This window comes from Ferrovibrio sp., from assembly GCF_964218355.1.
Classification (GTDB): domain Bacteria; phylum Pseudomonadota; class Alphaproteobacteria; order Ferrovibrionales; family Ferrovibrionaceae; genus Ferrovibrio.
This window is the reverse complement of sequence record NZ_CAXPMC010000014.1, coordinates 1-26712: the sequence shown is the minus strand read 5'-3', so window position 1 is coordinate 26712 and position 26712 is coordinate 1. Positions and strand designations below refer to the sequence as shown.

At 67.3% G+C, this 26712-nt stretch carries 25 protein-coding genes and 1 riboswitch; of the genes, 10 read left to right on the top strand and 15 right to left on the bottom strand.

Going from position 1 to position 26712, the window contains the following annotated elements; all coding sequences use genetic code 11:
* Positions 1-24 precede the first annotated feature (24 nt).
* Positions 25-1089 (bottom strand): cobalamin biosynthesis protein CobW, encoded by a 1065-nt coding sequence (cobW, locus tag ACEQZY_RS08620; RefSeq protein ID WP_370153615.1) that lies wholly within the window; start codon positions 1087-1089, stop codon positions 25-27.
* A 108-nt stretch (positions 1090-1197) separates the two neighbouring features.
* Positions 1198-1444, bottom strand: a riboswitch (cobalamin riboswitch).
* A 152-nt stretch (positions 1445-1596) separates the two neighbouring features.
* On the opposite strand from cobW, the gene ACEQZY_RS08615 reads away from it, so the two are divergent.
* A complete protein-coding gene (locus ACEQZY_RS08615; RefSeq protein WP_370153613.1) occupies positions 1597-2211 on the top strand; it encodes a HupE/UreJ family protein in 615 nt (204 codons plus the stop codon).
* Positions 2204-2962: a sulfite exporter TauE/SafE family protein gene (locus ACEQZY_RS08610; RefSeq protein WP_370153611.1), complete on the top strand. Its 759-nt coding sequence runs from the start codon at positions 2204-2206 to the stop codon at positions 2960-2962. The genes ACEQZY_RS08615 and ACEQZY_RS08610 overlap by 8 nt, the downstream gene beginning before the upstream one ends.
* 43 nt (positions 2963-3005) lie before the next feature.
* Here ACEQZY_RS08610 and ACEQZY_RS08605 read toward each other — a convergent pair whose 3' ends face one another.
* The 3 genes from ACEQZY_RS08605 to ACEQZY_RS08595 all read right to left on the bottom strand — a co-directional run bounded on the left by ACEQZY_RS08605 (position 3006) and on the right by ACEQZY_RS08595 (position 5583).
* The gene (locus ACEQZY_RS08605) at positions 3006-3506 is read right to left on the bottom strand and encodes a hypothetical protein (protein WP_370153609.1); all 501 of its coding nucleotides are present in this window, start codon (positions 3504-3506) and stop codon (positions 3006-3008) included.
* A 17-nt stretch (positions 3507-3523) separates the two neighbouring features.
* The gene (locus tag ACEQZY_RS08600; protein ID WP_341705787.1) at positions 3524-4060 is read right to left on the bottom strand and encodes a response regulator; all 537 of its coding nucleotides are present in this window, start codon (positions 4058-4060) and stop codon (positions 3524-3526) included.
* Between the two features lie 152 nt (positions 4061-4212).
* Positions 4213-5583, bottom strand: coding sequence for a penicillin-binding protein activator (locus tag ACEQZY_RS08595; RefSeq protein WP_370153607.1), 1371 nt, complete (start codon positions 5581-5583; stop codon positions 4213-4215).
* Between the two features lie 73 nt (positions 5584-5656).
* Between ACEQZY_RS08595 and rsmI the strand changes: the two genes are divergently transcribed.
* From rsmI to ACEQZY_RS08560, 7 genes are all read left to right on the top strand, one after another.
* Positions 5657-6574: a 16S rRNA (cytidine(1402)-2'-O)-methyltransferase gene (rsmI, locus tag ACEQZY_RS08590; RefSeq protein ID WP_370153605.1), complete on the top strand. Its 918-nt coding sequence runs from the start codon at positions 5657-5659 to the stop codon at positions 6572-6574.
* Positions 6552-6935 carry a YraN family protein gene (locus ACEQZY_RS08585; protein WP_370153603.1) on the top strand — a complete coding sequence of 128 codons (384 nt, stop codon included), beginning with the start codon at positions 6552-6554 and terminating at the stop codon, positions 6933-6935. Before rsmI ends, ACEQZY_RS08585 begins: the two co-directional genes overlap by 23 nt.
* 25 nt (positions 6936-6960) lie before the next feature.
* Positions 6961-7599 (top strand): BON domain-containing protein, encoded by a 639-nt coding sequence (locus tag ACEQZY_RS08580; RefSeq protein ID WP_341705452.1) that lies wholly within the window; start codon positions 6961-6963, stop codon positions 7597-7599.
* A gap of 28 nt (positions 7600-7627) precedes the next feature.
* On the top strand, positions 7628-8452 hold the full coding sequence (locus ACEQZY_RS08575) for a SirB1 family protein (RefSeq protein WP_370153601.1): 825 nt from the start codon (positions 7628-7630) through the stop codon (positions 8450-8452).
* Between the two features lie 37 nt (positions 8453-8489).
* Positions 8490-9446, top strand: coding sequence for a glutathione synthase (gene gshB, locus ACEQZY_RS08570; protein WP_341705449.1), 957 nt, complete (start codon positions 8490-8492; stop codon positions 9444-9446).
* 299 nt (positions 9447-9745) lie between these two features.
* Positions 9746-10876: a DUF2336 domain-containing protein gene (locus tag ACEQZY_RS08565; RefSeq protein WP_341705448.1), complete on the top strand. Its 1131-nt coding sequence runs from the start codon at positions 9746-9748 to the stop codon at positions 10874-10876.
* Between the two features lie 43 nt (positions 10877-10919).
* Positions 10920-12143, top strand: a complete 1224-nt coding sequence (locus ACEQZY_RS08560) for an alpha/beta hydrolase (RefSeq protein ID WP_370153599.1) — start codon at positions 10920-10922, stop codon at positions 12141-12143.
* A 12-nt stretch (positions 12144-12155) separates the two neighbouring features.
* On the opposite strand, the gene ACEQZY_RS08555 is transcribed toward ACEQZY_RS08560, so the two are convergent.
* The 10 genes from ACEQZY_RS08555 to ACEQZY_RS08510 all read right to left on the bottom strand — a co-directional run bounded on the left by ACEQZY_RS08555 (position 12156) and on the right by ACEQZY_RS08510 (position 25440).
* Positions 12156-13946: a sensor histidine kinase gene (locus ACEQZY_RS08555; protein ID WP_370153597.1), complete on the bottom strand. Its 1791-nt coding sequence runs from the start codon at positions 13944-13946 to the stop codon at positions 12156-12158.
* A gap of 94 nt (positions 13947-14040) precedes the next feature.
* A complete protein-coding gene (locus tag ACEQZY_RS08550; RefSeq protein ID WP_370153595.1) occupies positions 14041-15849 on the bottom strand; it encodes a sensor histidine kinase in 1809 nt (602 codons plus the stop codon).
* An 86-nt stretch (positions 15850-15935) separates the two neighbouring features.
* Positions 15936-17108, bottom strand: coding sequence for an alanine racemase (locus ACEQZY_RS08545; protein WP_341705782.1), 1173 nt, complete (start codon positions 17106-17108; stop codon positions 15936-15938).
* A gap of 15 nt (positions 17109-17123) precedes the next feature.
* Positions 17124-17525 carry a PaaI family thioesterase gene (locus ACEQZY_RS08540; RefSeq protein WP_370153593.1) on the bottom strand — a complete coding sequence of 134 codons (402 nt, stop codon included), beginning with the start codon at positions 17523-17525 and terminating at the stop codon, positions 17124-17126.
* A complete protein-coding gene (locus tag ACEQZY_RS08535) occupies positions 17522-18202 on the bottom strand; it encodes a glutathione S-transferase family protein (protein WP_370153591.1) in 681 nt (226 codons plus the stop codon). Before ACEQZY_RS08535 ends, ACEQZY_RS08540 begins: the two co-directional genes overlap by 4 nt.
* Before the next feature lie 36 nt (positions 18203-18238).
* Positions 18239-19219, bottom strand: a complete 981-nt coding sequence (locus ACEQZY_RS08530) for a LysR family transcriptional regulator (protein WP_370153589.1) — start codon at positions 19217-19219, stop codon at positions 18239-18241.
* A 419-nt stretch (positions 19220-19638) separates the two neighbouring features.
* Positions 19639-21159 (bottom strand): hypothetical protein, encoded by a 1521-nt coding sequence (locus tag ACEQZY_RS08525; RefSeq protein WP_341704918.1) that lies wholly within the window; start codon positions 21157-21159, stop codon positions 19639-19641.
* A gap of 80 nt (positions 21160-21239) precedes the next feature.
* Positions 21240-23702, bottom strand: coding sequence for a TonB-dependent siderophore receptor (locus ACEQZY_RS08520; protein ID WP_370153587.1), 2463 nt, complete (start codon positions 23700-23702; stop codon positions 21240-21242).
* Between the two features lie 104 nt (positions 23703-23806).
* Positions 23807-24814, bottom strand: coding sequence for a FecR domain-containing protein (locus ACEQZY_RS08515; protein ID WP_370153585.1), 1008 nt, complete (start codon positions 24812-24814; stop codon positions 23807-23809).
* Positions 24815-24927: 113 nt separating this feature from the next.
* The gene (locus tag ACEQZY_RS08510; protein WP_370153583.1) at positions 24928-25440 is read right to left on the bottom strand and encodes a sigma-70 family RNA polymerase sigma factor; all 513 of its coding nucleotides are present in this window, start codon (positions 25438-25440) and stop codon (positions 24928-24930) included.
* A 442-nt stretch (positions 25441-25882) separates the two neighbouring features.
* Here ACEQZY_RS08510 and ACEQZY_RS08505 point away from each other — a divergent pair, with 442 nt between their 5' ends.
* Positions 25883-26140, top strand: a complete 258-nt coding sequence (locus ACEQZY_RS08505) for a HigA family addiction module antitoxin (RefSeq protein WP_341704920.1) — start codon at positions 25883-25885, stop codon at positions 26138-26140.
* 218 nt (positions 26141-26358) lie between these two features.
* Here the strand turns inward: ACEQZY_RS08505 and ACEQZY_RS08500 are convergent.
* Positions 26359-26712: right-handed parallel beta-helix repeat-containing protein (locus tag ACEQZY_RS08500; RefSeq protein ID WP_370153581.1), on the bottom strand; the 354-nt coding region annotated here is incomplete at its 5' end.

Sequence of the window (26712 nt, the reverse complement as noted above, 5' to 3'; positions counted from 1 at the left end):
ATCCCCCTTTCGGCCGGCCGCGGGTCAGGCGGCCAGCGCGGCGCGGATGGCCGCCTCGTCGAGACCGGCGCGGCCGATCACCACCAGCCGCGTGCGGCGATCCTCGCCGGACTGCCAGTCGCGGTCGTAATAATGGCTGATGCGGCTGCCCACGCCCTGCAGCACCAGCCGCATCGCCTTGCCGGCAATCGCCGCGAAGCCCTTCACGCGCAGGATGTCGTGTTCCGCGATCACCGGCGCCAGCCGGGCCAGCAGCGCATCCGGATCGGCCTGTTCGGGCAGGCTGAGCGAAAAGCTGGCGAAATCCTCGTGATCGTGGTCGTCCTCATGATCGTGGTGGGATTTCCGCGCCGCGATGTCGTCCTCCGCCGCCGCCTGCAGGCCGAGCAGGATGCTGGCGGCGATCTCGCCATGACGCACCGGCATGGTCTTCACGCCGGGACGCAGATGCCGGGCGAGTTCCGCCTCGACGCGGCCGAGCGCCGCCGCATCCAGCAGGTCGGTCTTGTTCACCAGCACGAGATCGGCGCAGGCCAGCTGGTCCTCGAACAGTTCCTCCAGCGGATTGTCGTGGTCGAGAGTGGGATCGGCGGCGCGCTGGGCGGCCAGCGCCGCCTCGTCATCGGCAAAGCGGCCATCCGCCACGGCGGCGCCGTCGACCACGGTGATCACGCCGTCCACCGTGGTGCGGCTTTTGATGCCGGGCCAGGCAAAGGCCTGCACCAGCGGCTTGGGCAGTGCGAGGCCGGACGTCTCGATGACGATATGGTCGGGCGGTTCCGGCCGGTCGAGCAGTTTCTGCAGGGTGGGCAGGAAATCATCGGCCACCGTGCAGCACAGGCAGCCATTGGCCAGTTCGACGATATCGTCTTCGGTGCAGTCGGGGCTGCCGCAGGCCTTCAGCAGGTCGCCATCGACGCCGACCTCGCCGAACTCGTTGACGATCAGCGCCAGCCGGCGGCCCTGCGCGGTGCCGATCAGGTGGCGGATCAGCGTCGTCTTGCCGGCGCCGAGAAAGCCGGTGACGACGGTGGCCGGAATCTTGGTGCCGGCAGGTTTCGGGCCGGCGGAGCGGGGAACGGTGGTCATGACAGTCAGCGCCTGTGGTTGCATGCGCCGTCGCGGAATGCCGCCCCGTCCTGCGGCCGCTGCCGCAAGGCCGGGGACACGACACCGGCACACCCCGTCCGATGATCCCGCGCCGACAATGGCGATGGCAGGTCTCCGGGCTTGCGGGTCGTCGCGGATCGCGCGCCTTCCCGGAACTTCCGCAGCGGACCGATGGTCCGGCGGCATGTCCAGTGGCCTGTTGCGCGTCGCTCGCCGCCTACCGTAGCGGGGGCTGCCGCGGCCTGGGAGAATGAACCGGTCATGCTCCGCACCGCGTTCCCTTTTCATTGCCGCCGCCTAGCGGCAGCGGCAAACCATCGGCGGGACCGTAAGCTGGCCTGCCGGGCTTGTCAAACCGGGCCCCGGCCGTCAGCACCAGCGGTGCTGCCGCGAAAGCAGGCACAGCCTCGGCTTGCCAAACCGGCCGCTGCTGGGGCACAAAGGGTACAGGTGGGCAGCCAAACAGTCGTGCAGAGAGGGTCTGTAATGTCATATTCCGCAATCGTTAAATCCGGCGCGAAGCTTGCCGTTGTGCCGGCCGCTCTGGCCCTGCTGGCCGCGCCCGCCCTCGCCCATACCGGCGTCGATGCCCATGCCGGTTTCGCCAGCGGTATCGGCCATCCCTTCGGCGGCCTGGATCATCTGCTGGCCATGGTCGCGGTCGGCCTCTGGGCGATCCAGCTGAACCAGAACGGCAGCCGCCACGCGCTGTGGCTGCTGCCGCTGTCCTTCGTGGCGCCGATGGCGCTGGGTTTCCTGTCCGGCCATGCCGGTCTGCCGCTGCCGGGCGTCGAACTCGGCATCGCCCTCTCGGTGCTGGCACTCGGTCTTGTCGTTGCCTTCGCCGCGCGGCCGCCGCTGGCCGTCGCCACGGTCTTCGCCGCCGTCGCCGCGATCTTCCATGGCCATGCCCATGGCGCCGAGATGCCGGCTGACGGCATCGCCGCCGCCTATGCCGGCGGCATGGTGCTGGCCACGGCCCTGCTGCATGGCGCCGGCATTGCCGCCGCGCGGCTGGCGCAGCGCGTCTCGCTGCCGGTGCTGACCCGCGCCGCCGGTGCCGCCGTCGCGGTCTGCGGCGTCGTCATTCTCGTTGCCTGAGGCACTTTCCGCCCTTCTGAGCGACCCACGCTACTGGATCGTGCTCGGCGCTGCGGCGCTGGCCGGTCTGGTGCGCGGGTTTTCCGGCTTCGGCGGCGCCATGATGTTCATGCCGGTCGCCAGCCTGCTTTACGAACCGAAGCTGGCGGCGGTCTGGCTGTTCGTTGCCGACGATATTGCGGCGCTGACCATGCTGCCGGCTGCGGTCCGGCGCTGCGTGTGGCGCGAGGTGCTGCCGCTGGCGGCCGGCGCCATGCTGGCGGTACCGGCCGGCGTGGCCCTGCTGGTGATTGTCGATCCGGAGCTGATGCGCTGGGTGATCTGCGGCCTGATCCTGCTGGCGGTTGCGATCATGGCGAGCGGCTGGCGCTACCGGGGCCGGCTCGGCCTGCCGGCGACGCTCGGCACCGGGGCACTGGCCGGCCTGACCGGCGGGGCGGCATCCCTGCCGGGGCCGCCGGTGGTGCTGCTGTGGCTGGGCGGCCAGGGCAACGCCGCCACGGTGCGCGCCAACCTGATCGTCTTTTTCGGCTTCACGGCGGTTGCGTCGGGCTTCGCCTACTGGGCGGGCGGCCTGTTCACGCCGGAAAGCCTGCTCGGCGCGCTGCCGCTGGTGCCGGCCTATCTGCTGCTGCTGCGGCTGGGCGGCCGCCTGTTTGCGCGGGCCAGCGACCGGCAGTTCCGGCTGGCCGCGCTGGCGCTCTGCGCCCTGGCGGCGCTGGCCGGGCTGCCGCTGTGGACCATGCTGTAACGGGGCTGTAGCCGAGCGGTAAGCCGGGCTGCCGCGGGATTTTTCAGCCGTGGCGCGGCATGTGTTTCTCGACGGCGGTCTGCAGGGCTTCCAGCAGGTCGCGTTCGCGCCGGCCGCCGACCCCGGTGATGCGCTCGGCCATCACCACATACATTGCATCGATATGCGCCGCGAGGATGTCGGTCTGCACGGCACTGGGCCGGTCGACCTGCACCGCGAAATCGTTCAGCGACTTGGCATAGGCGGACAGCAGCGGATAGCGGAACGTGCCGCCCATGCCCTTGATGTCGAGGGAAAGGGCGCGGATGATCCGCATCGCCTGCGGCTCGTCGTTGCCGCCGGCCACGTCGGCGATCGTCTGGCGCAGCTGGCGCAGCCGTTCGGCCACCTCGGCGGTGAAGGCATCGGTGGCCTTCTCGACCACTTCTTCCAGCCGGCGCAGCTCGGCCGGTTCCAGCTTGAGGCGGTAGCCCTTGGTGAAATTCACCGCGCGCCGCTGCAGATCCTGCGGCGGCGGCAGAAAATCCGCTTTTTTCCTTGCCATGACGGATAGTCGTCCGGTCAGCGCAGATCCGCCGGCTCACGGCGCTCGGGGCCATCGTAATGGCCCTCGCGGCGGCGGCGGCGGTCGGGACCGAAATAGTCGTCGATGCGCACGAACTGGCGCGGCCGTGCGATCGCGGCCGCCAGCCGGGTGTAGAAGCCGTTCACCGTGTAGGGCTTGGCGACGAATTCCGAGACGCCGCAGTCGCGGGCGCGGCAGACATATTCCTCCTCGGAATTCGCGGTCATCATCAGGATCGGCATCATGCGGTTGGGCGAGGCGGGATCGTTGCGCACCCAGTCGACGATATCCATGCCGGTGCCGCCGCCGCCATTCACGCTCAGGGCCCATTCGGTGATCAGCACGTCGGTGCGGCCGAGCCGCAGGATGGCGGTGGCGCTGGCAAGGTCGCGGGCGCGCTCGATGCTGGTGGCATCCAGCATCATCAGCACGTCGCGGACCATCTGGCCCATCAGGCGGTTCGGCTCGACAACCAGGAAGCTGACGCGCGAGAAATCGATACGTTCATGATCGGCCATCGGAATATCGCTCATTGCTGATCCTCCGGAAGGATCGGGTTGCCCGTATAAATGCTACTAGAAACAGATTCGGCGTCAAAGCCCGCTATAGTAGTGTTTTCATATGGGCTTCGTATCATGCCGGCCTGCCGCCGGCGCAGTTATTTCCCGGTTATCTGTCCGGAAGGTCAGTTGCCCGGCGGCAGGAAATTGGCCGGGGCCGGATCGATTACCCGGCTGCCGCGACGCTGGATTTCCAGCATGGCCAGGCCACGTTCGACGGTGCCGTCGGCGCGGAAGCGGAAAATGCCGTCATAGCCGGCAAATCCGTCCGGATTGGTCAGCACCAGGTCGGTGAAGGCGGCGGCGCCGCCGCGCTGGGCGAGGATGCCGACCAGCGCGGTGGCGTCATAGGCCAGGCTGGCCAGCCGCGCCGGGCGGCGGCCATAGGCCTGTTCAAAGCGCTTGCGGAAGGCCTCGAACCCCTCGGGTGCCGGGCCGGCATACCAGCCGCCGACCAGCGCCGGTTCGCTGCCCAGGCTGGTATCGTCCCACAGGCCGGTGCCGATGAATTTCACCGCCCGCGGATCGACATCGAAGAAGGGCAGCAGGGGCGCCAGCGCCCGCAGGCGCGCGCCGCCCTCGGGCAGCAGCAGGGCATCGACCGGCCGGCTGAGTGCCGGATCGATGCCGGCCGCCATCGCCTCCTCGGGCCCGCGCGGCGGCAGGGCGCGCAGGGCGGCGGCGAAGCGGCGTACCACCGGGGTCAGGTCGGCACTGCCGTCGCCGGGATAGCGTTCCGCCTTCAGCAGCCGGCCGCCGGCCTGGGCCACGGCGGTTTCGGCAGCCTGCGCAATGGCATTGCCGTAGGGCGAATCCGGGGCCAGCAAGGCATAGCGGCTCATGCCGCGGCTGCGCGCGAAACCGATCGCGCGGGCGACCTGCTGGTCGGGCATGAACCCGAGCAGGAAGGTGCCGTTGCCGGCGACACCCTGGTCGGTGGAAAAGCTCAGCAGCCGGACGCCGCGGGCCCGCGCCAGCGGCGCGACGGCGGCGGTGCTGCTGGAAAACAGCGGCCCGATGATGATCTGGGCGCCGGCGGCCAGCAGGTCGGCGGCGGCGGCGGCGGCCTTGTCGGGCTGGCCCTCGGTATCGCGGGGCAGCAGCAGCAGGCGGTCGTCGGCAAGGTCGAACAGGGCCATCTGCGCGGCATCGAACAGGGCGCGGCCGAGCGGCGCGCTGGGGCCGCTGAGCGGGGCCAGGAAACCGATGCGGATCACGTCGCTGCTGCCCGGCGGCGTCAGGGTCAGCGGCAGCGGCTGGGTTTCGATGGCATTCGACGGCACCGCCGGCTGCGGCCGCAGGGCCGGCGCGGCGGCGGGCGGGGCATTGCTCTGCGGCCGGACGGCCGGTGCCGGCTGGCCGGCCGGGCTGGCGCCGGGCCCGGGGGCCACGCGCTGCGGGGCGCCGGTGACCACCCGGTCGAGCAGGCCGGGCAGGCCGCCCTGGGCCTGCTGGCCGCTCTGGCAGCCGGCCAGCAGGCCCAGGGCGAGCACCATTCCGCACAGGCTGCGCATGGACAGGCCGGAAAGCCCCATTCTAAGGTACGCGACGCTGCATTCTGCGAAGACCATGACAGACCCGATCCAGCCGCCGTCCGAAACCAGCCTGATGGGGGCGGAAGCGGCACATTTCTCCCCCGGCTTATATCTGGTGGCCACCCCCATCGGCAACGCCGCCGATATCACGCTGCGGGCGCTGGCCCTGCTGCGGCGGGCCGATCTCGTCGCCTGCGAGGACAGCCGGGTGACCGGGCCGTTCCTGAAACGCTACGGCATCCAGACTCCGCTTTTTCCATATCATGAACATAATGCGGCGAAAGTGCGGCCCCAGCTGCTGGAGAAGCTGGCCGGCGGCGCCACCGTCGCGCTGGTTTCCGATGCCGGCACGCCGCTGGTCAACGATCCCGGCTACAAGCTGGTGCGCGACTGCGTCGCGGCCGGCATCGCCGTAACCGCGCTGCCCGGGGCTTCGGCGGTGCTGGCCGGCCTCAGCCTGTCCGGCCTGCCCACCGACCGCTTCCTGTTTGCCGGCTTCCCGCCGCCGAAGGCCGCGGCCCGGCGCAGCTGGCTGGCCGGACTGAAGCCGGTGCAGGCGACCCTGGTGCTGCTGGAAAGCGCCCAGCGGCTGACCGAAAGCCTGGCCGCGATGGCCGAGATATTCGGCGCCGGCCGCGAAGCCGCGGTGGCGCGGGAGCTGACCAAGAAATTCGAGGAGGTGCGCCGCGGCAGCCTCGGCGATCTGGCGGTGCATTATGCGGCGGCGGGTCCGCCGAAGGGCGAGATCACCCTGGTGATCGGTCCGCCGCCGGAGGAAACCGCGTCTGCCGCCGATCTCGATGCCGCCCTGGCCGGGGCGATGGCGCACGGTCCGCTGCGCCAGGCGGTCGATGACGTGGCGGCGCAGCTGGACCTGCCGCGCAAGCAGGTCTATGCCCGCGCCCTGCAGCTGCGCGACGGCACCGGCGATGACGGCGGGGCCGACGCCTGAGCCGCGCGACATCCGCCAGCGCCGCGGCCGCCGCGGCGAGCGGCTGGCCGCCCTGTGGCTGCAGCTGAAAGGCTACCGCATTCTCGCCCGCAACTGGCGTCATCCGCTCGGCGAGATCGACATCCTGGCCCGCCGCGGCCGGGTGCTGGCTGTCATCGAGGTGAAATGGCGGGCCGGCCGGGAGGCCGCCGCCGGGTCGATCGGTGCACAGCAGCGCCGTCGCATCGCCCGCGCCGCTGCTGTATTCTTGTCCCGGCAACCCGATGCCGCCTCGCTGTCGCTGCGTTTCGATGCCATGCTGCTTGCGCCCGGACGCTGGCCGCACCATGTCACCGATGCCTGGCGTCCCGGGGCCGGATGATTCACCAAACAGAAGGATATCGCGCGTGCTGCTGTCGTCGACCGCCTCTGCCGGGCCCCTCTTTTCCACCCGCCTTGCCGCACTGCTGCTGCTGCTGGCCATGGCGCCGGGCCTGGCCGGCTGCATCGGCGCCGCGGTCGGCGCCGGCGCCGCGGTCGGGGTTGCCGCCGCCGAGGAACGCGGCGTGAAGAATGCCGGCAACGACAAGGGCATCCAGCTGCTGATCAACGACAAGTATCTCAAGGAGAACCAGTATATCTGGCGCAAGCTGTCGATCACCGTCTACGAGGGCCGGGTGCTGCTGACCGGAGTGGTTGGCACCGAATTCTCGCGCGACGAGGCGACAAGGCTGGCCTGGGCGGCATCGGACCGCATCAACGAGGTGATCAACGAGGTGCAGGTCAATGCCAGCGACGGCATCCTCGACTCGGCCAGCGACACCTGGATCAGCAGCCAGCTGCGCTTCAAGATCGCCACCGACAGCAGCATCGTCGATATCAACTACAGCATCGAGACGGTGAACGGCATCGTCTATCTGATCGGGCTGGCGCAGAACGATGACGAGCTGACCCGCGTCACCGACTATGCCCGCACCATCAAGGGCGTGCAGAAGGTCGTCAGTCATGTCTGGCTGAAGACCGATCCGCGCCGCAAGCCGGTGTAAGGCCCGGCGCGGTGGCAGGCGGCCGGACATGAGCGACCGCGCGGCGATCGAAACCGCCCTCAGGGCCCTCGGCGCCGTGCCGGACGACGCGCTCGATCTTGCCGAGGCAGCCCTGCTGCTGGCCGCGCTGGACCATCCGGACACCGATCTCGGCCCCTACCGCCGCCATCTCGGCGATATCGCGGCGGCGCTGGCGCGCATCGATGCCGGGCCGGAAGTGGCCCCGCGGGCGGTGGCACTGGCCGGCGTCCTGTCGGCGGAATTTGGTTACCGCGGCGATACCGACAGCTACGACGATCCGCAGAATGCCGACCTGCTGCGGGTGATCGACCGCCGCATGGGCCTGCCGGTCAGCCTCGGCATCCTCTACATCCATGCCGCGCGTGCGCAGACATGGCCGGTCTGCGGTCTCGATTTCCCGGGCCATTTCCTCGTCCGCATCGAGGGCGAGGATGGTGCGCTGGTGCTGGATCCCTTTCATGCCGGCCGCATTGCGGCGCCGCCGGAAATGACGGCGCTGCTGCGCCGCAGCGGTGTCGGCGAGGAACTGATGCCGGAGCATGTGCGGCCGATCTCGCCCCGCGAGGTGCTGCTGCGCCTGCAGAACAACATCAAGGGCCGTGCCTGGCGGGCCGGCGAGGCCGAGCGTGCCGCCGAGATCCTGCGCCGGATGCTGCTGGTGGCGCCGAATTTCGCGCCGGCCTGGCGCGAACTGGGTGTCGTCGAGGGCAAGCTCGGCCGCATCGGTGCGGCGATCAGCGCCACCGAGCGCTTCCTGATGCTGGCCGGCGACGAGGCGGCAAGCCTTGAGGCCGAGGCCTTCCTGCGCCACATTCGCCGGCAGCTGAACTGACACACCCATATCGCGCAAGCAAGCGGAAGGACGAGCCATGGCCCTCAAGGTGGCGATCCAGATGGACCCCATCGAAAGCATCGATTTCGATGGCGACAGCACGTTCATGCTGGGCCTGGAGGCGGTCACCCGCGGCCACAGCCTGTTCCATTACCTGCCGAAGGATCTCAGCTTCCGCGACGGCCGCGTGCTGGCGCGCGGCCGGGCCATGCAGCTGCGCGCCGAACGCGGCAACTTCGCCACCCTGGGGGCGGCGGAACTGGTCGACCTGGCCGAGATGGATGTGGTGCTGATGCGCCAGGACCCGCCCTTCGACATGGCCTACATCACCGCGACGCATATCCTGCAGCATATCCATCCGAAGACCCTGGTGGTGAACAATCCGGTCGCCGTGCGCAACGCTCCGGAAAAGCTGTATGTGACGCATTTCGACGGCGTGATGCCGCCGACCCTGATCTCGTCGGACATGGAGGCGATCCGGGAATTCCGCATCGAGCATGGCAGCATCATCCTCAAGCCGCTGTTCGGCAATGGCGGTGCCGGCGTGTTCCATCTCAAGCCCGATGACGAGAATCTCGGTTCGCTGATCGAGATGTTCACCAAGCTCTCCCGCGAACCCGTGATCGTGCAGAAATACCTGCCGGCGGTGCGGACCGGCGACAAGCGCATCATCCTGATCGACGGCCGCCCGGCCGGCGCGGTCAACCGCGTGCCGGCGGCCGGCGAGGCGCGCTCGAACATGCATGTCGGCGGGCGCCCGGAGAAAACCGGGCTGACCGCGCGCGAGCGCGAGATCTGCGAGATCATCGGCCCGCATCTGAAACGCGAGGGCCTGATCTTCGTCGGCATCGACGTGATCGGCGATTATCTCACCGAGATCAATGTCACCTCGCCGACCGGCATCCAGCAGATCAACCGCTTCGACGGCGTGCGGCTGGAAGCCGAGATCTGGGACGCCATCGAGGATGCGCTCAGCCGCCGCGTGATGGCCTGATTTCGCCGCCGCGCCAGATGTCTGTACAAGTGCGGCGCCGGCATCGCCGCACCTGACACGCGCGTCATATCGCCAAAACGGAGCGGCGGCGGCGGCGGATTTCGCGTCCCGCGCGGGTGCTTGCGAACAACCGGCATACAAAAGTGTGTCACACGCCGTGGCAGCAGGCCATGTGTGCGTTTACCAAACTCTGCGCGTGACATTTGTCTGACGGCTGCTTAAGGTCCGCGCCCGAACAATCAACCGACAATCATGACGACCGGCAAATATTGCGACCGGCAACCGGGGGCAGGCAGGCGGTGACGGGCGGCGCGTTCCTTTCCAGCAAGGATGTCGAGAAGCTGCTGGCGGATCCCTCGCCGTCGGCGCGTGCCGACACGGCCGAGAAGGTGGCGCGCGCCTATGCCGGGGTCGGGCTGAGCGATGCCGAGCGCGCCCTTGCCCAGGCGATCATCGCCGCGCTGGCCCGCGATGCCGAAACCCTGGTCCGCCGCACGCTGGCCGAACATCTGCGCGACAATCCCGACCTGCCGCCGGCCGTGGCGCGCCGCATGGCGCGCGACGTGGCCGAGGTCGCCGTGCCGATCCTGCAATTCTCTCCGGTGCTCAGCGACAGCGACCTGATCGAGCTGCTGGCCGCGGTCTCGCCGCGCCACCAGGCGGCGATTGCCGGCCGCAGCCGCGTTTCCGCCGGGCTTGCCGAGGCACTGGTGCTGCAGGCGGCCGAGCCGGCCGTGGCGGTGCTGATGGGCAATGCCGGGGCCAGTGTCGGCACGCCGCTGCTCGAGCAGGCACTCGACCGTTTTCCCGACAGCCGGGCGGTCGGCGAGGCGCTGGCGCGCCGGCCGGGCCTGCCGCCGAAATTCGCCGCCCGCCTGGTCGGCCAGGTGTCCGCCGCCCTGCGCGAGATGCTGGTCGAGCGCTACCGGGTGCCGCCTGTGCAGGCCGCCGAGATGATGATGCAGGTGCGCGAACGGGCCCTGCTCGGCATTCTCGGGGCCGGTGCCGATCCGACCGGTCTTGCCGAACTGCTGGCCGAACTGCAGCGGCTTGGCCAGCTCGACAGCGGCCTGGTGCTGCGGGCGCTGGCCGGAGGCGATCTCGTCTTCTTCGAGGCGGCGCTGGCCCAGCTGGCCCGCATCCCGCTGGGCAATGCGCAGAAGCTGATCCACGATCCGGGCCGGCTGGGCCTGCGGGCGCTGTGGCAGCGCTGCCGCCTGCCCGCCGGCTATCTCGACATGGCGGCGGCGGTGATCGAGATGGCGCGGGGCCTGCAGCAGGGAGTCAGTGCCGCCGACCGCGCCTTTTTCGTCGAGGCCGTCACCCAGCGCATGCTGACCGATTTCCACGCCCTGTGGGATGCCGCCGAACTGCGCTGGCTGAGCCGGCGGCAGTCGCGGGCCCAGGCTGCGCAGCGCATGGCGGCGTGATCGGCGCCATGCTGCAGGAAGGCGACAGGGCGGGGCGCGCCGCATGACCATTCCGCTGCCCGCCGATCTCTGCCTGCAGCCGCCGCCGGCCGGCCTGGCGGCGCCGCTGGCCGCGTTTGCCGGCTGCTGGCTCGGACGCTGGGGTGCCGCCCTGCCGCATCTGCTGGCAGTCGAACGCATCGACGCCGATGGCAGCGTGCAGGCCGTCTACGGACTGGGCGATGCGCCGGACGGCCATATCCGTCGCCAGTGGCTGCGGCTGCGCGGCCGGATCGGCAGCGACGGCCTGCTGGTTTTCCGTTCCAGCGCCGTCAGCATCCGCTATCGCATGGATGCCAGCGGCCGGCTGGAAGGCAGCTATCAGCGCGGCCAGGTCAGCGACCATGGCTGGCTGCAGCCGGTGGCGGCCGACCGTCTGCCGGATCTGCTGGCCGCCCTGCCGCCCTATCGTCCGCTGGCCGGCGAAACGCTGCTGATCCCGTCGCGGGTGCGGGATGCCGGGCTCGGCCGCCCGGCCAATCTGGCGGCGACGCTGTTCCGCCCGCCGCCGGTGGCCACGGCCGGGGATGCGGCCGTGCCGGTGCCGCTGGTGGTGTTCAGTCACGGCTCGACCGGACCGGGCGCCGTGCCGCCGCGCCAGATGCTGCGCTACGAATTGCAGGCACGCTATTTCCTTGCGCGCGGTTTTGCTTTCCTGGCGCCGATGCGGCGCGGCCGTGGCGCATCGGAGGGGGAATATGTCGAGGGCTACGACCGCGATCCGCTGAAGCTGGCGGAAGGGCTGCAGCATGCGCTGGACGATCTCGATGCGGTGGTGACCTTCATGCGGGCGCAGCCGGGCATCGACGGGCGTCGCATTGTCGTCGCCGGCCAGTCGCGCGGCGGCCTGTTGGGCGTTGCCTATGCCGGCCGCCGGCCGCCCGGCGTGGTCGGCAGCATCAGTTTCGCCGGCGGCTGGATCGGCGATCCCGGCGGGATTCCGCTGGAGACCGTGGGCGGCAGCGACTTCAACCGCGACGTCTTCGTGCAGGCCGGCAGTTCGGGTCAGGCGGTGCCGTCGCTGTGGCTCTATGCAGCCAACGACAGTTACTACAGCCCGGCGGCAATCCGGCGCTGGCAGGATGGCTATGCCGCCGGCGGCGGCGCGGCGCAGCTCTATCTGTTCCCGCCGCTGGCCGAGGCCGATGGCCACCGGCTGCTGGATTACCCCGATCTGTGGGAATCCGCCGCCGATGCCTTCCTGCACCAGATCGGCTTTTCCTGGTAGGGCGGCCCGGTTTCAGGCGACGGGGCGCGTGCGGACGGCGGGGAAGATGGCGCTGATGCGGCTGCCCTGGCCGGGCCGGCTGTCGACGGCGATGCGGCCGCCATGGGCGGCGACGAAGGCGCGCACCAGCGACAGGCCGAGACCGAGGCCGCCGAATTTGCGGCTGAGCTGGCTGTCGGCCTGCTCGAAGGGCTCGAAGATGCGGGCCTGATCGGCCTCGGCGATGCCGATGCCGTGGTCGCGCACCCACAATTCGATCTCGCCGGCCGGATTGCACAGGGCGCCGATCTCGATGGGGGCGCCGGCGGGCGAGAACTTCACCGCGTTGCCGATCAGGTTGAGCAGGATCTGCCGCAGCAGCCGGGCATCGGCCAGCAGGTCGGGCAGGCCGTCGGGCAGGCTGGTCAGCATCGAGGCGGCCGGGCGACCGAATTGCTGGCCGGCCAGCCGGATGCAGGTGGCGGCTTCCTCGGCGATGGCGACCGGCGTCTCGTTGAGGGATATCTGGTTGGCCTCGATGCGGGCAAGATCGAGGATGTCGTCGATGATGCCCAGCAGATGCCGCCCGCTGCCGTGGATGTCGTCGACATACTCGCCGTATTTCGGCGAATCAGGGCCGAACATCTTCTGCCGGATGATGTCGGAAAAGCCGATGATGGCATTCAGCGGCGTGCGCAGCTCGTGGCTCATGTTGGCGAGGAAGGTGGATTTCGCGTGGCTGGCGCGCAGGGCGGCGTCACGGGCCTCCGAGACCTGGTGGAACAGCTCTTCCAGCCGTTCATTCTGCTCGCGCAGACGGGCGCTGGCCTGCTGCTGTTCGGTGATGTCGACCAGGATCAGGGCACGGTCGCCCTGCGGGGTGCGGCGCAGGCTGGCCCGCACCCAGCGGCCGTTGGCCAGCTGCAGCACCGGTCGCGGCGAGCCGCTGCCGGCCATTTCGAGCCGGGTCAGCAGGCCGGCCGGCAGGCCGGCGGTGCTCAGCAGCGGCGGCAGCGCCGCATCGCGGCGCAGCTGGTCTTCGTCGATGCCCAGCAGGGCGGGCAGGCGGCGGTTCCACAGCTGGATGCGGCCGACCTCGTCGAAGAAGACGAAGGCCTCGCTGCTGTCGGCAATGCCGAGCAGTTCCTGCTGGGCGTCGCGGATGCGGTCGTACAGCGCGGTGTTTTCCTCGCCGAGCTGGCGGTTGCGATTGAGGATGCGGTTCAGCGTGTAATTGGTGGACAGCATCATTGCCACATAGCCGAACAGCAGGCCGGCCAGGCCATAGCCGATGGTGGTGCCCAGGGTGGTGAAATAGACGGCAAAGGGAGCGGCGACGCCGATCAGGAACAGCGTGCCGGCCAGCGGCACGATCGACAGCGCCGGCGCCGAAAACCCCATCACCCCGGCGATGACGGCGACCACCAGCATGCGGGCATCGTGTTCCAGCATCGGCATGCCGATCGCCGCCGATCCCCAGGCAAGCCCGCAGAAGCTGGCGGTGAAGATGTCGTAGGCCAGCCACCAGCGCAGCCGGTGGCGGCGCATGTAGATATACCGGTCGACCAGCATCATTACCGCCGACAGTGCCATCAGCAGCCACCAGCCGATCAGCAAGTCCTGTGGTGCCTCGCCCCAGAGCAGGGCGCAGAACACACTGGCACCCAGCAGGGTGGCGATGGCGTTGAGCTGCAGGATCGTGTGGAAGCCGGCTTCCAGCGGCAGGCGCAGGTGCCGGCTGCCGGGCAGGGCGGTGCCCGGCCGGGATTTCGGTCTGGCCCCGGAATCCGCTCCCGGGGCCGGTTTGGCGCCATTCTCAGACATGACCCGCAGGATGTGTCGTCATTCCACTCAACCGGAAAATGGGGGGGATGCGCAATGGCCGCGGCCCGGCGGCCGGCTTTCGGGGCGGCGCGGGCTAGCCGGGCGGCCCGCCGCCAGAGAGGCGGCTGCCCGAGGGGCGGGCAAGGGTGCGCATGGCGGGGAAGATGGCGCTGATGCGGCTGCCCTGGCCGGGCCGGCTGTCGACGGCGATGCGGCCGCCATGGGCGGCGACGAAGGCGCGCACCAGCGACAGGCCGAGACCGACCCCGCCGAATTTGCGGCTGAGCTGGCTGTCGGCCTGCTCGAAAGGATCGAAGATGCGGGCCTGATCGGCCTCGGCGATGCCGATGCCGTGGTCGCGCACCCACAATTCGATCTCGCCGGCCGGATTGCACAGGGCGCCGATCTCGATGGGGGCGCCGGCGGGCGAAAATTTGAGGGCGTTGCCGATCAGGTTGAGCAGGATCTGCCGCAGCAGCCGGGCATCGGCCAGCAGGTCGGGCAGGCCGTCGGGCAGGCTGGTCAGCATCGAGGCGGCCGGGCGACCGAATTGCAGGGCGGTCAGCCGGATGCAGGTGGCGGCCTCCTCGGCGATGGCGACCGGGGTTTCATTCAGCACGATCTGGCTGGCCTCGATGCGGGCAAGATCGAGGATGTCGTCGATGATGCCCAGCAGGTGGCGGGCGCTGCCATGGATGTCGCGCAGGTATTCGTCGTATTTCGGCGAGGCCTCGCCGAACATCTTCTGCTGCATGATGTCGGAAAAGCCGATGATGGCATTCAGCGGCGTGCGCAGCTCGTGGCTCATGTTGGCGAGGAAGGTGGATTTCGCGTGGCTGGCGCGCAGGGCGGCGTCACGGGCCTCCGAGACCTGGCGGAACAGCTCTTCCAGCCGTTCATTCTGCTCGCGCAGGCGGCTGCCGGACAGCTGCTGTTCGGTGATGTCGACCAGGATCAGGGCACGGTCGCCCTGCGGGGTGCGGCGCAGGCTGGCCCGCACCCAGCGGCCGCCCGGCAGCCGCAGCACCGGCCGTGGCGCATTGCTGCCGGCCGCCGCCAGCTGTCCCGGCAGGTCGGCCGGCAGGCCGGCGGCATCCAGCAGCGGCGGCAGCGCCGCATCGCGGCGCAGCTGGTCCTCGCCAATGCCCAGCAGGGCGGGCAGGCGGCGGTTCCACAGCTGGATGCGGCCGGCCTCGTCGAAGAAGACAAAGGCCTCGCTGCTTTCGGCGATGTCGAGCAGTTCATCCTGGGCGCTGCGGATGCGGGCATACAGCGCCGCATTCTCGTCGAAGAGGCGGCGGTTGCGCCGGATCACGCCGTTGACGATGCGGTTGGTCACCAGCATGGCCAGGGTGAAGGCGCTGGCCAGTACGGCGAGACCGTAGCCGACCGGCGTGCCGGTCATCAGCAGGGCCGCGATATAGGGGGCGGCGGCGGCCACCATGTAGGCCAGCGCGCTGACCGGCACCACCGCCAGGGTGGCCGAGCTGCCGGCGATCATGCCGCCGGCGACGATGATGATCAGCACCTGGTGGGGCGGATCGAGATGCGGCAGGAACAGGGCGCCGGCACCCCAGACGAGGCCGGACAGGCCGGCAATCAGGATATCGGTGGCGCGCAGCAGGATCTGCCGGCTGCGGCTGCTTGGCCGCGGCCGCAGCAGCCAGCGGAAGACAATGTAGAGGGCCGGTCCGGCATGGCAGGCCAGCCAGATCCAGATCCAGGCCGGCGGCAGCTGCGACAGCAGCAGCAGCCCGGTCGTCCCGGCGACCATGACCGTCACCAGGGCGTTGACCGGCAGGATGCGGCGGAAGCCGCTGCCGACCGTACCCTGATCCGATGCGGCCGGGCCCGATGCAGCCGGGCCCGATACGGTCGGCGCGGATTTCGCGGTATCGGACATTCTGTACGCGATCCCCCTCGCGCCCACTCAAGCCCGAACCTGCCCCGGGCGCAACACTTCCGCGACCGGTTGGTGCCCGGCGGTGACTACCAGCCGTTAACCCGGTCCCATTCGGCGATCACGGCATCCGGCCCGCCCTGCGCCGGATCGACGACGAAATAGCGGTCGTACATCGCCGCCGTCATGCAGGAATGGTTGGGCAGCACCAGCAGCCGGCTGCCCGGCGGATGGGCGGCGAAATCCGGCGCGGCGCCATCCTGCCGGCCGACCAGGCCATGTTCCTGGTGGACATCGTGCACGGCAAGGCCGGGCAGCGGCTGGGCCGCGCCCGGCTGGCGGACCCGGCCATAGCCGGTGCCGGGCAGATGTTCGTTGGCGCCGGTATCCTTCGACAGCGCCAGCCCGCCGGCATCGATCAGCAGATGGCCGCGGCCCGGATGATGGGCCACCACGCTGGCCAGCACGCCGACGGCGATATCCTCCATCCGGCAGGAGCCGACCCCGGCCTGGAACAGGTCGAAGAACATGTAGTTGCCTGGCCGCATTTCGGTCACGCCGTCGTAATGGGCGGCGTGGAGCGCGGTGGGCGTCGAGCCGACCGAGACGATCGGGCAGGCATGGCCGGCGGCGCGCAGCCTGCCGGCCGCGGTCACCACCGCCAGCCGTTCGTCCTCGGCGATGCGCCGGATCTCCGCGATGTCCTTCGCATGATAGGAATGCCCGGCATGGGTCAGCACGCCGGCCAGCACCGCCCCCCCTGTCGCGGAATCCGGCGCCGACAGGGCCGCGGCCAGCGGCAGCAGCAGCTCCGAGTCCGCCGGAATGCCGGCCCGGCCGAGCCCGCAATCGATCTTGATCAGCACCCGGAAGGCAAGCCCGAGCCGCCGGCCGGCTTCGGCGATGGCGGCGGCGACTGCCGGATGATCGGTGATCAGCTTCAGGTCGCAGCCGGTCTCGCGCATGATCGCGGCGGCCTGGTCCAGCTTCTGCGGCGCCACCGGCACCGCGTAGAGGATGTCGCGGAAACCGGCGGCGGCGAAATAGCGGGCCTCGGCCAGGGTGGAAACCGTCACCGGGCCCTTCGCGCCATCATGGGCGATGGCCGCGATGGTGGCGGATTTCGCGGTTTTCATGTGCGGCCGCAGGCCGACGCCGAGCTGCGCGGCGCGCTGGCGCATGCGCGCGGTATTGGCCAGCAGGCGGCTGCGGTCGAGGATCAGCGACGGGGTGGACAGGTCGGCAAGGGTGATGGTGGACATGTGCTGCCGGTATCCTCAGCGCGGTGCCAGCACAAGCTGGGTCTGGGTCACGATGGCGGCGAGCTTGCCGTCGGCCCGGGTGATCCTTGTCTGCCAGACCATGGTGGTGCGGCCGCGATGCAGGGGCGTGCATTCGGCCCGGGCCGTCTCGCCTTCCGGAATGCCGGCGAAGAAGTTGGTCTTGCTCTCGATGGTGGTGGTGCCGTGACCCTCGCCCAGATTGGCCATGGTGGCGACGGCGCCCAGGGTGTCGGCAAAGGCCATCACCGCGCCGCCATGCAGGATCGCCGGCCGCGTGCACAGCTCGGCCCGCACCGGCAGTTCGGCCACCACCCTTTCGGGCGTGACCTCCAGGATCTTCAGGCCCATCAGGGCGGCAAAGGGCAGGTCGATCTCCATGGCGGCGGCCCGTGTCACTTCATCAGTTCATAGGGACCGCCGGCCTCCAGCGCCTTTTTGTAGGCCGGCCGGGCATGGATGGCATCGAGGAAGGCGCGCACCGCCGGGTAGCCGTCGACACCGACGCGGGTGGCGGCGGCCTCCAGCGGGAAGCTCATCATGATGTCGGCGGCAGTGAAATCGGGGCCGGCGAACCAGCCGCCCTGCTGCTGCAGGGTGTCGTTCCAGTAGCGCCGGTGGGTGTCGAGCTGCGGGTCGGTCAGGCGGGCCTGCACCTTGCCGGCCACCATGCGCACGATCGGCCGCAGCAGGCCCGGCACCTGGCCGGGCAGCCGCAGGAAGATCAGCTTCAGCAGCAGCAGCGGCATCGCCGAGCCCTCGGCGTAATGCAGCCAGTAGGTATAGGCCAGCCGGGCGTCGCTGCCGGCCGGCGGCACCAGCCGGCCGCCATCCCGGCTATTCGGGCCGTGTTTTTCGAGGACATATTCGATGATGGCGCCGGTTTCGGCGATGGTGCGGCCGTCTTCGGTGATCACCGGCGACTTGCCCAGCGGGTGGATCTGCCGCAGGGCCGGTGGTGCCAGCATGTCGGGCTGGCGCTGGTAGCGCACCACCTCGTAGGGGACGCCCAGTTCCTCCAGCAGCCAGAGAATCCGCTGCGAGCGGGAATTGTTCAGGTGATGGACTGTGATCATACGGCCCCCGGGCGGTGATTCTGCGGCAATCTAGCATCACCCGGCAGGATCGACCACGCCAGCGGCCGGGGCCCGGGAGGGCTGGCGGCCGGCGAGGCGGCGGGCGAGATCCTGGCGGCGGCACTGCCCGGTCACGAAATCGATGAATGCGCGGGTTTTCGCCGGCAGCGGCAGGCGGTCGGAATGATACAGCGCGATCGTCCCGGCTTCGGCATGCCAGCCGGGCAGCAGGCGGACCAGGGTGCCGATCTCCAGATGCGGCAGGGCATGGGGCATGCCCACCAGCGCCACGCCCAGGCCGAGCAGGGCGGCGCGGCAGACCGCCTCCGGGTCGTTCAGCGCCATGGTCGGCGGCTGCTGCGCCGCCGCCTGCCCGCCGCCGGCATTGCGCAGCATCCAGCTGCGCAGGCGGCCGGTCCGGGCCGAGCGCAGGACGATGCCGTCCAGGGTCGCCAGATCCTCCGGATGCCGCGGCAGCCGGCGGCCCGCCATGTAGCCGGGCGCCGCCACGGCCACCACATGGACCGGGGCGAGGGCGCGGGCGGCGATGCCCGGGCTCAGCTCGAAACCGCTGCCGATGGCGGCGTCATAGCCCTCGGCCTCCAGGTCGAAGACCGTGCCGGGAGGGCGGTTCTCGAAATGCCAGTCCGGCACGACCTGCGGATACAATGCCCGGAAGGCCGGCAGCAGGGGCAGGATGTAGTCGCTGCCGAAAGCCGGGGCGAGGCTGACCTTCAGCACCCCGGCCGGAGGGCGGCCCGCGGCCGACAGGCCGTCCACCGCGGCGCGGATGCTGTCCAGCCCGCCGCTGACCGCCTGCAGGAAACGCTCGCCGGGTTCGGTCAGGGCCAGGCGCCGGGTGCTGCGCTCGAACAGCCGCACCCCGAGGCTGGCTTCCAGCGCCGCCACATTGCGGCTGACCGCCGCCGGGGTCAGGCCCAGCTGCCGTGCGGCCGCGGAGAATCCGCCGAATTCCGCTGCCTTCACAAAGGATTCGAGGTTGGCGAGACTCTCCATCCGTCATCTTACTTTCAAGGAATAATTGAAAATAAGATATATGATTATTCCTGATTTGGAAGGATATTCCCGGTCCCGGCCGATCCTGCGATCACGACGCGATCGCGGCGGCGGCGCCGGAATTCGCCCCGGCTCCGGGGTGGCGGAAAGCCTGCACAAATTTGCAAATTAAGCCGTTGATTTAATTGAAACAGACAAACGGCCTTTGCGGGTCAAATTTGCACTTACCTCGGCCCACTATGACGGGGAACTCGTAATTCCCCTTCGCGGAATATTCCTGGGCCTGCCGGGAGGCGAGATACTCCAGGAACTTGATGGCATTCTCTTTGTTGGGCATGTCTTGGCTGGTCGTTTCACCAGACACCCTGGTGGTCAACTGCTTTTCTGAACATTTCCGTTGGCCCACTACATTGTAGTGCTCATAGCCGATATCCGACGATCCTCGTGTTCCAGACGCAGGGCGAGGCATCGTTTGCCCATTGCTGGGTAGCCCACAGGGTCTTGCGGTCGGCGGGATCCAGCGCCGTCAGGATGCCAACGGAGTTCCCCATGGGGACCATGCCCCGGTGATTCAGGCAGGTATAGGGCCGGGTTCCAGCCACAACAATCTGCGGTCCGTTCACGGTATTGGCGGGATCATCCACCTTGCGGGTCCACAGGACGACAGACAGGTTCTCCTGTGCACTGGACGCCGTCCCCACGATGCCAAGATTTCCGACATCGTCTACACCGATGGTGCCGAACTCGTAATGGCGGTCGGCGCCGGCAATCTTCCCGGTCTGACTGACCAGGCAGGCATCCGGATTCGTGCAATCCAGCTCCACCCAGATCAGGATGTTGTTGGCATCGGCGCCCTGGGCGCCGCAGGATTCGATGCACGGGCCGGTACCGAGAACCCCATACAGTTTGGCGCCATATTGCACAACATTCATCAGCCGGTGGCTTGTGGCCGCCCGCAGGGTAACGTCGCTGCCGGCCTGCGGGATCGACATCGTCTCGCCGCAGCAGGGCGAGTTGTACAGCCAGACATTTTCCCTGGAGCCGACGCCCGTCTTGATGATCTGCTGGGAAGCGCCACCGTTATATCTGCCGGTCACCCCTGACCACGTGAAGGTATTCACGATCCAGTGGAAGGACGTGTTCGTCGAACGCTGGCAGCCATACTGGGCGGCCCGGTCACAGCTTTTGTTGACGAAATAGGCCGGGGCGGATGCCGCTTTTGTCGGGTTGTGGTCGATGACCGGAACAATGTCGAGCGGCATGCTGTGCGTGCGGTTCAGATGGGTGGGTTCTTCGCCCTGCGCGATCTTCCTGATTTCCTCCCCCGGCACTGCAAAACAGTCGTAGGCAACGCCCGGTACGGTCTGCGGATTGTCATCCCCTATGTGACCGCCGCAGATATAGACACCGTTCCGGTCGTAGCCCAGCTTCAGTCCGGGATTCCGGTTCAGGCAGTCGCCACCCTGAAGGCAGGACAGATAAGTTCCGCCCCATCCTTCCGTTGCATCCGATGACTGACTGACCAGGGTGCAGTCATTCCGACAAGTCACCGTAATGACCCAGCGCTCGATGAATTCATTATAGATGATATGGGGTTCGAACTGTTGCCCGCTGCCCTTGGATAGGGTCGGGTCCAGGCCGGCGGCACGGATGACATCGGCCAGTGGAGTCGATTTCAGAAGCTTCCCGGATTTGTCGTAGACACGGACATTCTTCCAGGTCACCTGCACGACCTGCTCGGCACTGGCGGCAATATCCATCTCCGCCCTGTCGCAATGCGTCGGTGGGTTCGCTGCGCCGCAGACCTCCAGGCCCGGGCCCATGTCGCCATCGAAAGACGATACAACTTGCGCTGATGCGATTCCGGATATCGCCACAACGCCCAGGGCGAACAGAAATAAGATCTGCAGCCTCCGGCTCAGTGTCCGCTGGTTGAACATCCTAGCATTCCTTTCTGAATGACCTCCGCCCGGATTCCGGGCGGAGGGGGGCTAGCGGTAGGCAGGCTGCTGTGTTCGCGTCAGAAATTGAAAGTGGTCGAAATCAGATAGGTCCGCGGCGCACCAAGGAAGACGTACTTGTCGGTGGCCGTACCCTGCCAGTAGTCGGTGTTAAACAGGTTCTCGACAGAGAAACGGACAACAAGAGGCTTGCCGCTCCAGGGTGATTCCAGTTCGTAGCGGGCGCCCACGTCATAGCGGGTCCAGTCGGGAACCAGCTGCGTGTTGGTTGCGTTGGCATAGAACTCGCTGTTGTGAATGACCCGGCCGGTCAGGGTCAGCCCCTCGACGAAAGGCAGGTCCCATTCCGCCGCCAGATTGAACTGGTATTCCGAAACCCCGAAGACCTTCTTGCCGTCATTGGTGCCGTTATCCGTCTTCTCCTGCCGGGCATCGACATACATGACGCCCCCCAGGAGGCGCACGCCTTCAACGACCTTTCCGAAGACATTCAATTCGGCTCCGCGATGTCGCCGCTCGCCATCGCCGGTCAGGACGTTACCGGCGGTCGCCACCTGCAGCGGCTTGGTGATATCGAAGGCACTGAAGGTCGTCGTCAGGCGGCCCCAGTCCACTTTGACCCCGGTTTCCTTCTGCGTGGTCTTGTAGGGCGGGAGAATCTCGCCGGCATTCGCATAGGACGAGCCAACAATGGTGCCGGTTTCCAGGGCCTCGACATAGTTCGCATAGAGCGACACATTCTGCCACGGCTTGACCACGATGGCGTAGCCGGGTGTCCAGGTATCCATCTCGTAGGCGGCAGTCTGGCCACTGGCGTTGAAGCTGTCGGTGTCCGCATATTGCTTGCGAACCCCGATGGTGAGCTGAACCCGCTCATCCAGCACCGACAGCGTATCGGCTATGCCGTAGCTCATCATATCCGTGCTGCCGATCTTGATTGGATCGCCAACCGAGATTGCCGGCGTTGGGCTGGCGACCGGATTGTAGAGGTTCGAAGTAAACGCCGTTCCTGTGGTGTTGATGATCTTCGTTTCCGACGACGAGGCGGCGGCATTGAAATTCACCAGATGATGCACGAACCCGGTCTCCAGGTCCGACCGCAGTCCGGTCTGGTAGGCGATCTGGTCACGCTCCTGGTGGTTGAGCCGCGGGGAGCCGTTGAAGTTGCCGTTGACGTTGGTGATGGTCGCATCGGAATACAGGTATTCGGTCGAGCCTGTCACCATGCCAGCCTGTGCGTAGGCGGTCAGGCTGTCGGTCAGGTCGACCTCACCTTGTACCAGCCCCATCTTGCCGTTGCTGTTCCAGTATCCCCAGTCCGGCATGAATGCCGCCCCGGCATCCGGCGCCGGGGGCACGGATGTCAGGTTGCCGAAATTGACATAGCGCGTCATCGCGTTGGTATTGTTGTTCTCGATTCCGATATCAGCCGACAGGCGAACGCGCTCGCCGCGGAAATCGACGGCGCCGGAGGCCGTCGCCAGTTCCTGGCTCTGGTTGGCCAGTTCGGTATCACCGGCCTTGTAGGCGCCGTTGAACCGCACGCCGAATTGCCCGGTCTCGCCATAGCGGCGGCCGACATCGAGATGCGTACCGAACTGCGACTCCGAGCTGTACGTGGCCGTCATCTGGGTGATCGGCTCATCAGTGGCGCGTTTCGTGATCAGATTGACGCTGCCACCGACGCCGCCCGACGGTGGCATGCCGTTCAGGAGCGTGCCGGGGCCTTTCAGAGCCTCCACGCGCTCAATCGATGTCAGTGAATTGAGGGAGAAGTTGGAGGCAAGACCATAAAGGCCGTTGATTCCGTAGGCCGTACTCGGGACGTTGAAGCCGCGGATCGAAACGAAATCAAATCCGTAAGCGCGCGGCGCGGTCGGGCGCACCGACGGGTCGTTGGCAAGCACGTCATCGAGCTTTCGCGCCTGCTGGTCTTGGATGAGCTGAGAGGTGTAGCTGGTCTGGTTGAACGGCGTGTCCATCACATTCCGGTTGCCCAGCAGACCGGCCTGGCCGCCGGTGGCTACCTGCCCGCCGGCATAGGCCTCGGGAAGACTGCTCAGCATTGCAGTGGACGCGATCGGCGCCTCGCCGCCGACACGGACCGGCGGCAGGACAGTCGTGCTGCCCTCCTGGCCTGTGGCAACCAGGATCACCGTCTGACGGTCGGGATTCCGCCAGGTCAGCCCGGTGCCAGCCAGCAGGCGTGCCAGCGCTTCGTTCGGCGTCATCTCGCCGGCGGCGCCCGGGCTCTGGAGATCGCCTGTGATGCCCCCCGGCGCGGTGACCTGCAGGCCGGACTGGCGCCCGAACTGGCTCAGGGCAGCCGCCAGCGGCTGGGGCCGGATGTTGAACGTGATGCGTTTCTGGGCGGTGGCTGCTTGTGCGATCTCGACCGGCGCCTCGGCCGCGCGGGCATCCAGGGGGAAAGCGCCAGATGCAAGCGCTGTGCTCGCAAGCAGGCAGGGAAGAATTTTATTTCCAAGATGTTGAAGCGGAATCCACTGCTTTCGAACAGACATACTCATATCCCCCAATGGCCAACTCTAATCGCAAATGAGAGTCACTTGCGTTTTGCATTGGGAATAACGAACCCGGACTGCCGATATTTCAGGGATCGGCGAAATTATTTCGGGAGCGGGTCTGACGGGCCGGAAATCAGAGTGAGGTACGGTGTGATCGTCCGGACCTTGCCACCGACCGGCAGAAGCATGGCGCCGATGGCTTGGTCCGGAGCCTGCAGGTTGTAGAAACCGGTCACCCGCCGGGCTCCAATATCGTCTGCAAGGATGATTACGCCGCGGTGATAGCGCCGTAGTTCCTCGAGGACCTCCGAGATTGGTGCGTTTTCGACGAACAGTTTGCCGTCGATCCAGGTTCCAACCTCTGATGCCGGAAAGGCCTGGCTGATGACGGACCCCGTTCTCCTGTTGATTGTCAGCTGGGTCCCGGGGGACACACGCTCATCGGCCTGAATGTCCCCGCTGTCATACCGCACGCCGACCAGACCCCGTTTCACAGCGACCGAGATTTCTTCTCTGCCCAGGCCGACATCAAAGGCTGTCCCGAGAACCGTGACCGAGACATCGCCGGCCTGCACGACAAAGGGGCGGGTTTCATCCTTTGCGATGTCAAAGAAGGCGCGTCCGCCCAGCAACTGAACGATACGGGTTCGGTTGGCGAGATTCACAGCAATGGCGCTATCCGCCCCCAGGCTGATGGTGCTGCCGTCTAGCAGGTTTATGGTCTTCATCTCCGCCGTATCAGTGCTGTAGTCGGCTTCGAGCGTCCGCCAGGCCTGCGGCAGGATTGCAATCGCCAGACACGCGGCAGCCAGCGCCGCCGCATAGGGGAGATAGCGGCGTTTCCGGCGGCGGATTTCGACGATGCTTGCCGCAGCCTCTGGCTGCTTGCCATCTGATTTGCGCCCGGGCCAGGCAGTGACGGTCGCGGGCTGCGCCGCATCGGCCACGGACCAGGCCATGCAGACCTTTGTCCATGCGTTCCGGTTGTCTTCCGACGCGGCCAGCCATTGATCGTGTCTGGCCCGGAGCTCCTGGCTATCCGCCTCGTGCAGGCGGATGAGCCAGTCAGCTGCTTCCTCAAGGGTATTTCCGGATGGGGTGTCGGTCATCTGTCTGGTCAACTGAACAGCTATGCCAATGTCAGATTGCAGGAACCGGATAGGGTCCAGTCAAACAACGAACGGCCCATATGCATATTTCACACTGGGCGACCATTTCTGATTCAGTCTGCATCGGAATCGTCGAGTGCCGCGGCAATTCCGGCCAGCGCTTTTGAAACCAGACGGTGAACGCTGGCTGTCGACAAGCCCAAGTGAGTGCCAATCTGGGCGAGGGTGAACCCACCGAATCTGTGCATCTCGAATGCCACCCGGGCATTGAGCTCCAGCGCTTGAAGGGCATTTTCGAACCTGCGCAACCGTTCGGCGGTAATGAGCTGCTGCTCAGGGGTCAGGGCCGATTGCGGCACCATCCACCATTCCGGTTCCCCCAGCCGGTGTCGGGTCTCCAGGGACCGGCGGCGGCGCCAGTCAAAAGCCAGATTACGGACGATACGAAACAGGTAAGCCACCGGCTGCTCGGTTGACGCAATGGTCTCCGCGGCCGGGGCAAATCGGATGAAGGCTTCCTGGACGATATCTTCCGCCCGGCTGCGATCTCCTACCAGCGGGGTTGCATAATCGACCAGCGCGGCACGGTGCGACACAAACAGGTCGAATGGGCCATTCGGTTTCAAATCTGGTGCATTCCCGTATTCAATAGGGCCTCGCAATCTAGATGAGAATTATTCTCACATGCAATGATGTTTCGACTGGCCATCGCCAGAGGATATCAGCCACAGGCAGAGAGGCTGCAGGCATTCAGTCCCCCCGAGGATGCCGGCCTCAGCACATCATATTGAATATAAATGGATTCTAGGAAAATCTGTTCACCACTCAGTGCACATATCTGTTCAGCGCCAGGTGCAAACGGTTCAATCATTCGTGCATTTCAGACCCGGCTCTGGGGTGACGGAAAGCCTGCACAAATATGCAAAGTAAGCCGTTGATTTAATTGAAACATGAAAACTGCCTTTGCGGCTCAAATTTGCACTTAACTCGGCCCATTCTTTTCGTGAATGTACTTAGCTCTGCACATATTCCGCGGGAGCCGCTGAGGAGAATTGGAGATGACGATGCATAATCCCCCCGCATCCCGGTCTGGCTCTCAGGGAAGTCTGCGGCATCGGCCTTGGTTTCGAGCTTGGCGTGACGGAAGCGGCAGAAATGCTGGGCATCGCGCGCACCAACCTGTCGCGGATTCTCAACGGCCACGCCGGCATCACGGCATCTATGGCCCTCAGGATCGCGGGAAAGTTCGGCGGATCGCCGCGCCTCTGGCTCAGGATGCAGAATCTGTATCTGGCAGAAGCGAAACGCTTTCGCCGCACAAGTTAGGGCCCCGTCGATCCGATATTCTGCTGGACAACCGCGGATCGCACGTCGGGTGACATGCTTCTCACAAAGTCATTGTAGGTGTCTCCATGGCTCCCGGCGTTGACTCAGCCTTCAGGCCGCTCAGGGCCGGGCGCACCGCAGCGACGTCCGTCGACTTCGCCTTACTGACAGGCAGTGCCGTTGGTGAAGCCGGGCGCGCTGGCCGCAGCCTCCCGGGATCAGGGGCAGCTGAGATTGGTGAAGCCGACCGAGCCGGTCGGGGCGGTCGGGAAACTGCAGGTTCCGGTCCCGACAGCCGTGTTGCCCGTCGAAGCGGCGTTGAACGAGGTCGTGTTGTTGCCGACGATGACCGTCTGGACGCCCGCGGTCGAGGTGGTGATCCGGTTATCGGCGATCGTGATATTCGCTGCACCATTCGTGCGGATGCCGATCGCGCCGGCCGTATCGGACGTGGCCGTGATCGCGTTGCCACGGATCACCATGTTGGTTGTGGTACGGGCATCGATGCCGATCCCGCCGCCGGCCCCGGAACTGGTGATGGTGGTGTTCTCGATGGTCACGCCCGAGCGGCC

Coding starts and splice junctions, on each gene's coding strand:
- cobW (WP_370153615.1), bottom strand. CDS start 1,089: ATGACCACCGTTCCCCGCTCCGCCGGCCCGAAACCTGCCGGCACCAAG.
- ACEQZY_RS08615 (WP_370153613.1), top strand. CDS start 1,597: ATGTCATATTCCGCAATCGTTAAATCCGGCGCGAAGCTTGCCGTTGTG.
- ACEQZY_RS08605 (WP_370153609.1), bottom strand. CDS start 3,506: ATGGCAAGGAAAAAAGCGGATTTTCTGCCGCCGCCGCAGGATCTGCAG.
- ACEQZY_RS08600 (WP_341705787.1), bottom strand. CDS start 4,060: ATGAGCGATATTCCGATGGCCGATCATGAACGTATCGATTTCTCGCGC.
- ACEQZY_RS08595 (WP_370153607.1), bottom strand. CDS start 5,583: ATGGTGCTCGCCCTGGGCCTGCTGGCCGGCTGCCAGAGCGGCCAGCAG.
- rsmI (WP_370153605.1), top strand. CDS start 5,657: ATGACAGACCCGATCCAGCCGCCGTCCGAAACCAGCCTGATGGGGGCG.
- ACEQZY_RS08585 (WP_370153603.1), top strand. CDS start 6,552: ATGACGGCGGGGCCGACGCCTGAGCCGCGCGACATCCGCCAGCGCCGC.
- ACEQZY_RS08575 (WP_370153601.1), top strand. CDS start 7,628: ATGAGCGACCGCGCGGCGATCGAAACCGCCCTCAGGGCCCTCGGCGCC.
- gshB (WP_341705449.1), top strand. CDS start 8,490: ATGGCCCTCAAGGTGGCGATCCAGATGGACCCCATCGAAAGCATCGAT.
- ACEQZY_RS08560 (WP_370153599.1), top strand. CDS start 10,920: ATGACCATTCCGCTGCCCGCCGATCTCTGCCTGCAGCCGCCGCCGGCC.
- ACEQZY_RS08555 (WP_370153597.1), bottom strand. CDS start 13,946: ATGTCTGAGAATGGCGCCAAACCGGCCCCGGGAGCGGATTCCGGGGCC.
- ACEQZY_RS08550 (WP_370153595.1), bottom strand. CDS start 15,849: ATGTCCGATACCGCGAAATCCGCGCCGACCGTATCGGGCCCGGCTGCA.
- ACEQZY_RS08545 (WP_341705782.1), bottom strand. CDS start 17,108: ATGTCCACCATCACCCTTGCCGACCTGTCCACCCCGTCGCTGATCCTC.
- ACEQZY_RS08535 (WP_370153591.1), bottom strand. CDS start 18,202: ATGATCACAGTCCATCACCTGAACAATTCCCGCTCGCAGCGGATTCTC.
- ACEQZY_RS08530 (WP_370153589.1), bottom strand. CDS start 19,219: ATGGAGAGTCTCGCCAACCTCGAATCCTTTGTGAAGGCAGCGGAATTC.
- ACEQZY_RS08525 (WP_341704918.1), bottom strand. CDS start 21,159: ATGTTCAACCAGCGGACACTGAGCCGGAGGCTGCAGATCTTATTTCTG.
- ACEQZY_RS08520 (WP_370153587.1), bottom strand. CDS start 23,702: ATGTCTGTTCGAAAGCAGTGGATTCCGCTTCAACATCTTGGAAATAAA.
- ACEQZY_RS08515 (WP_370153585.1), bottom strand. CDS start 24,814: ATGACCGACACCCCATCCGGAAATACCCTTGAGGAAGCAGCTGACTGG.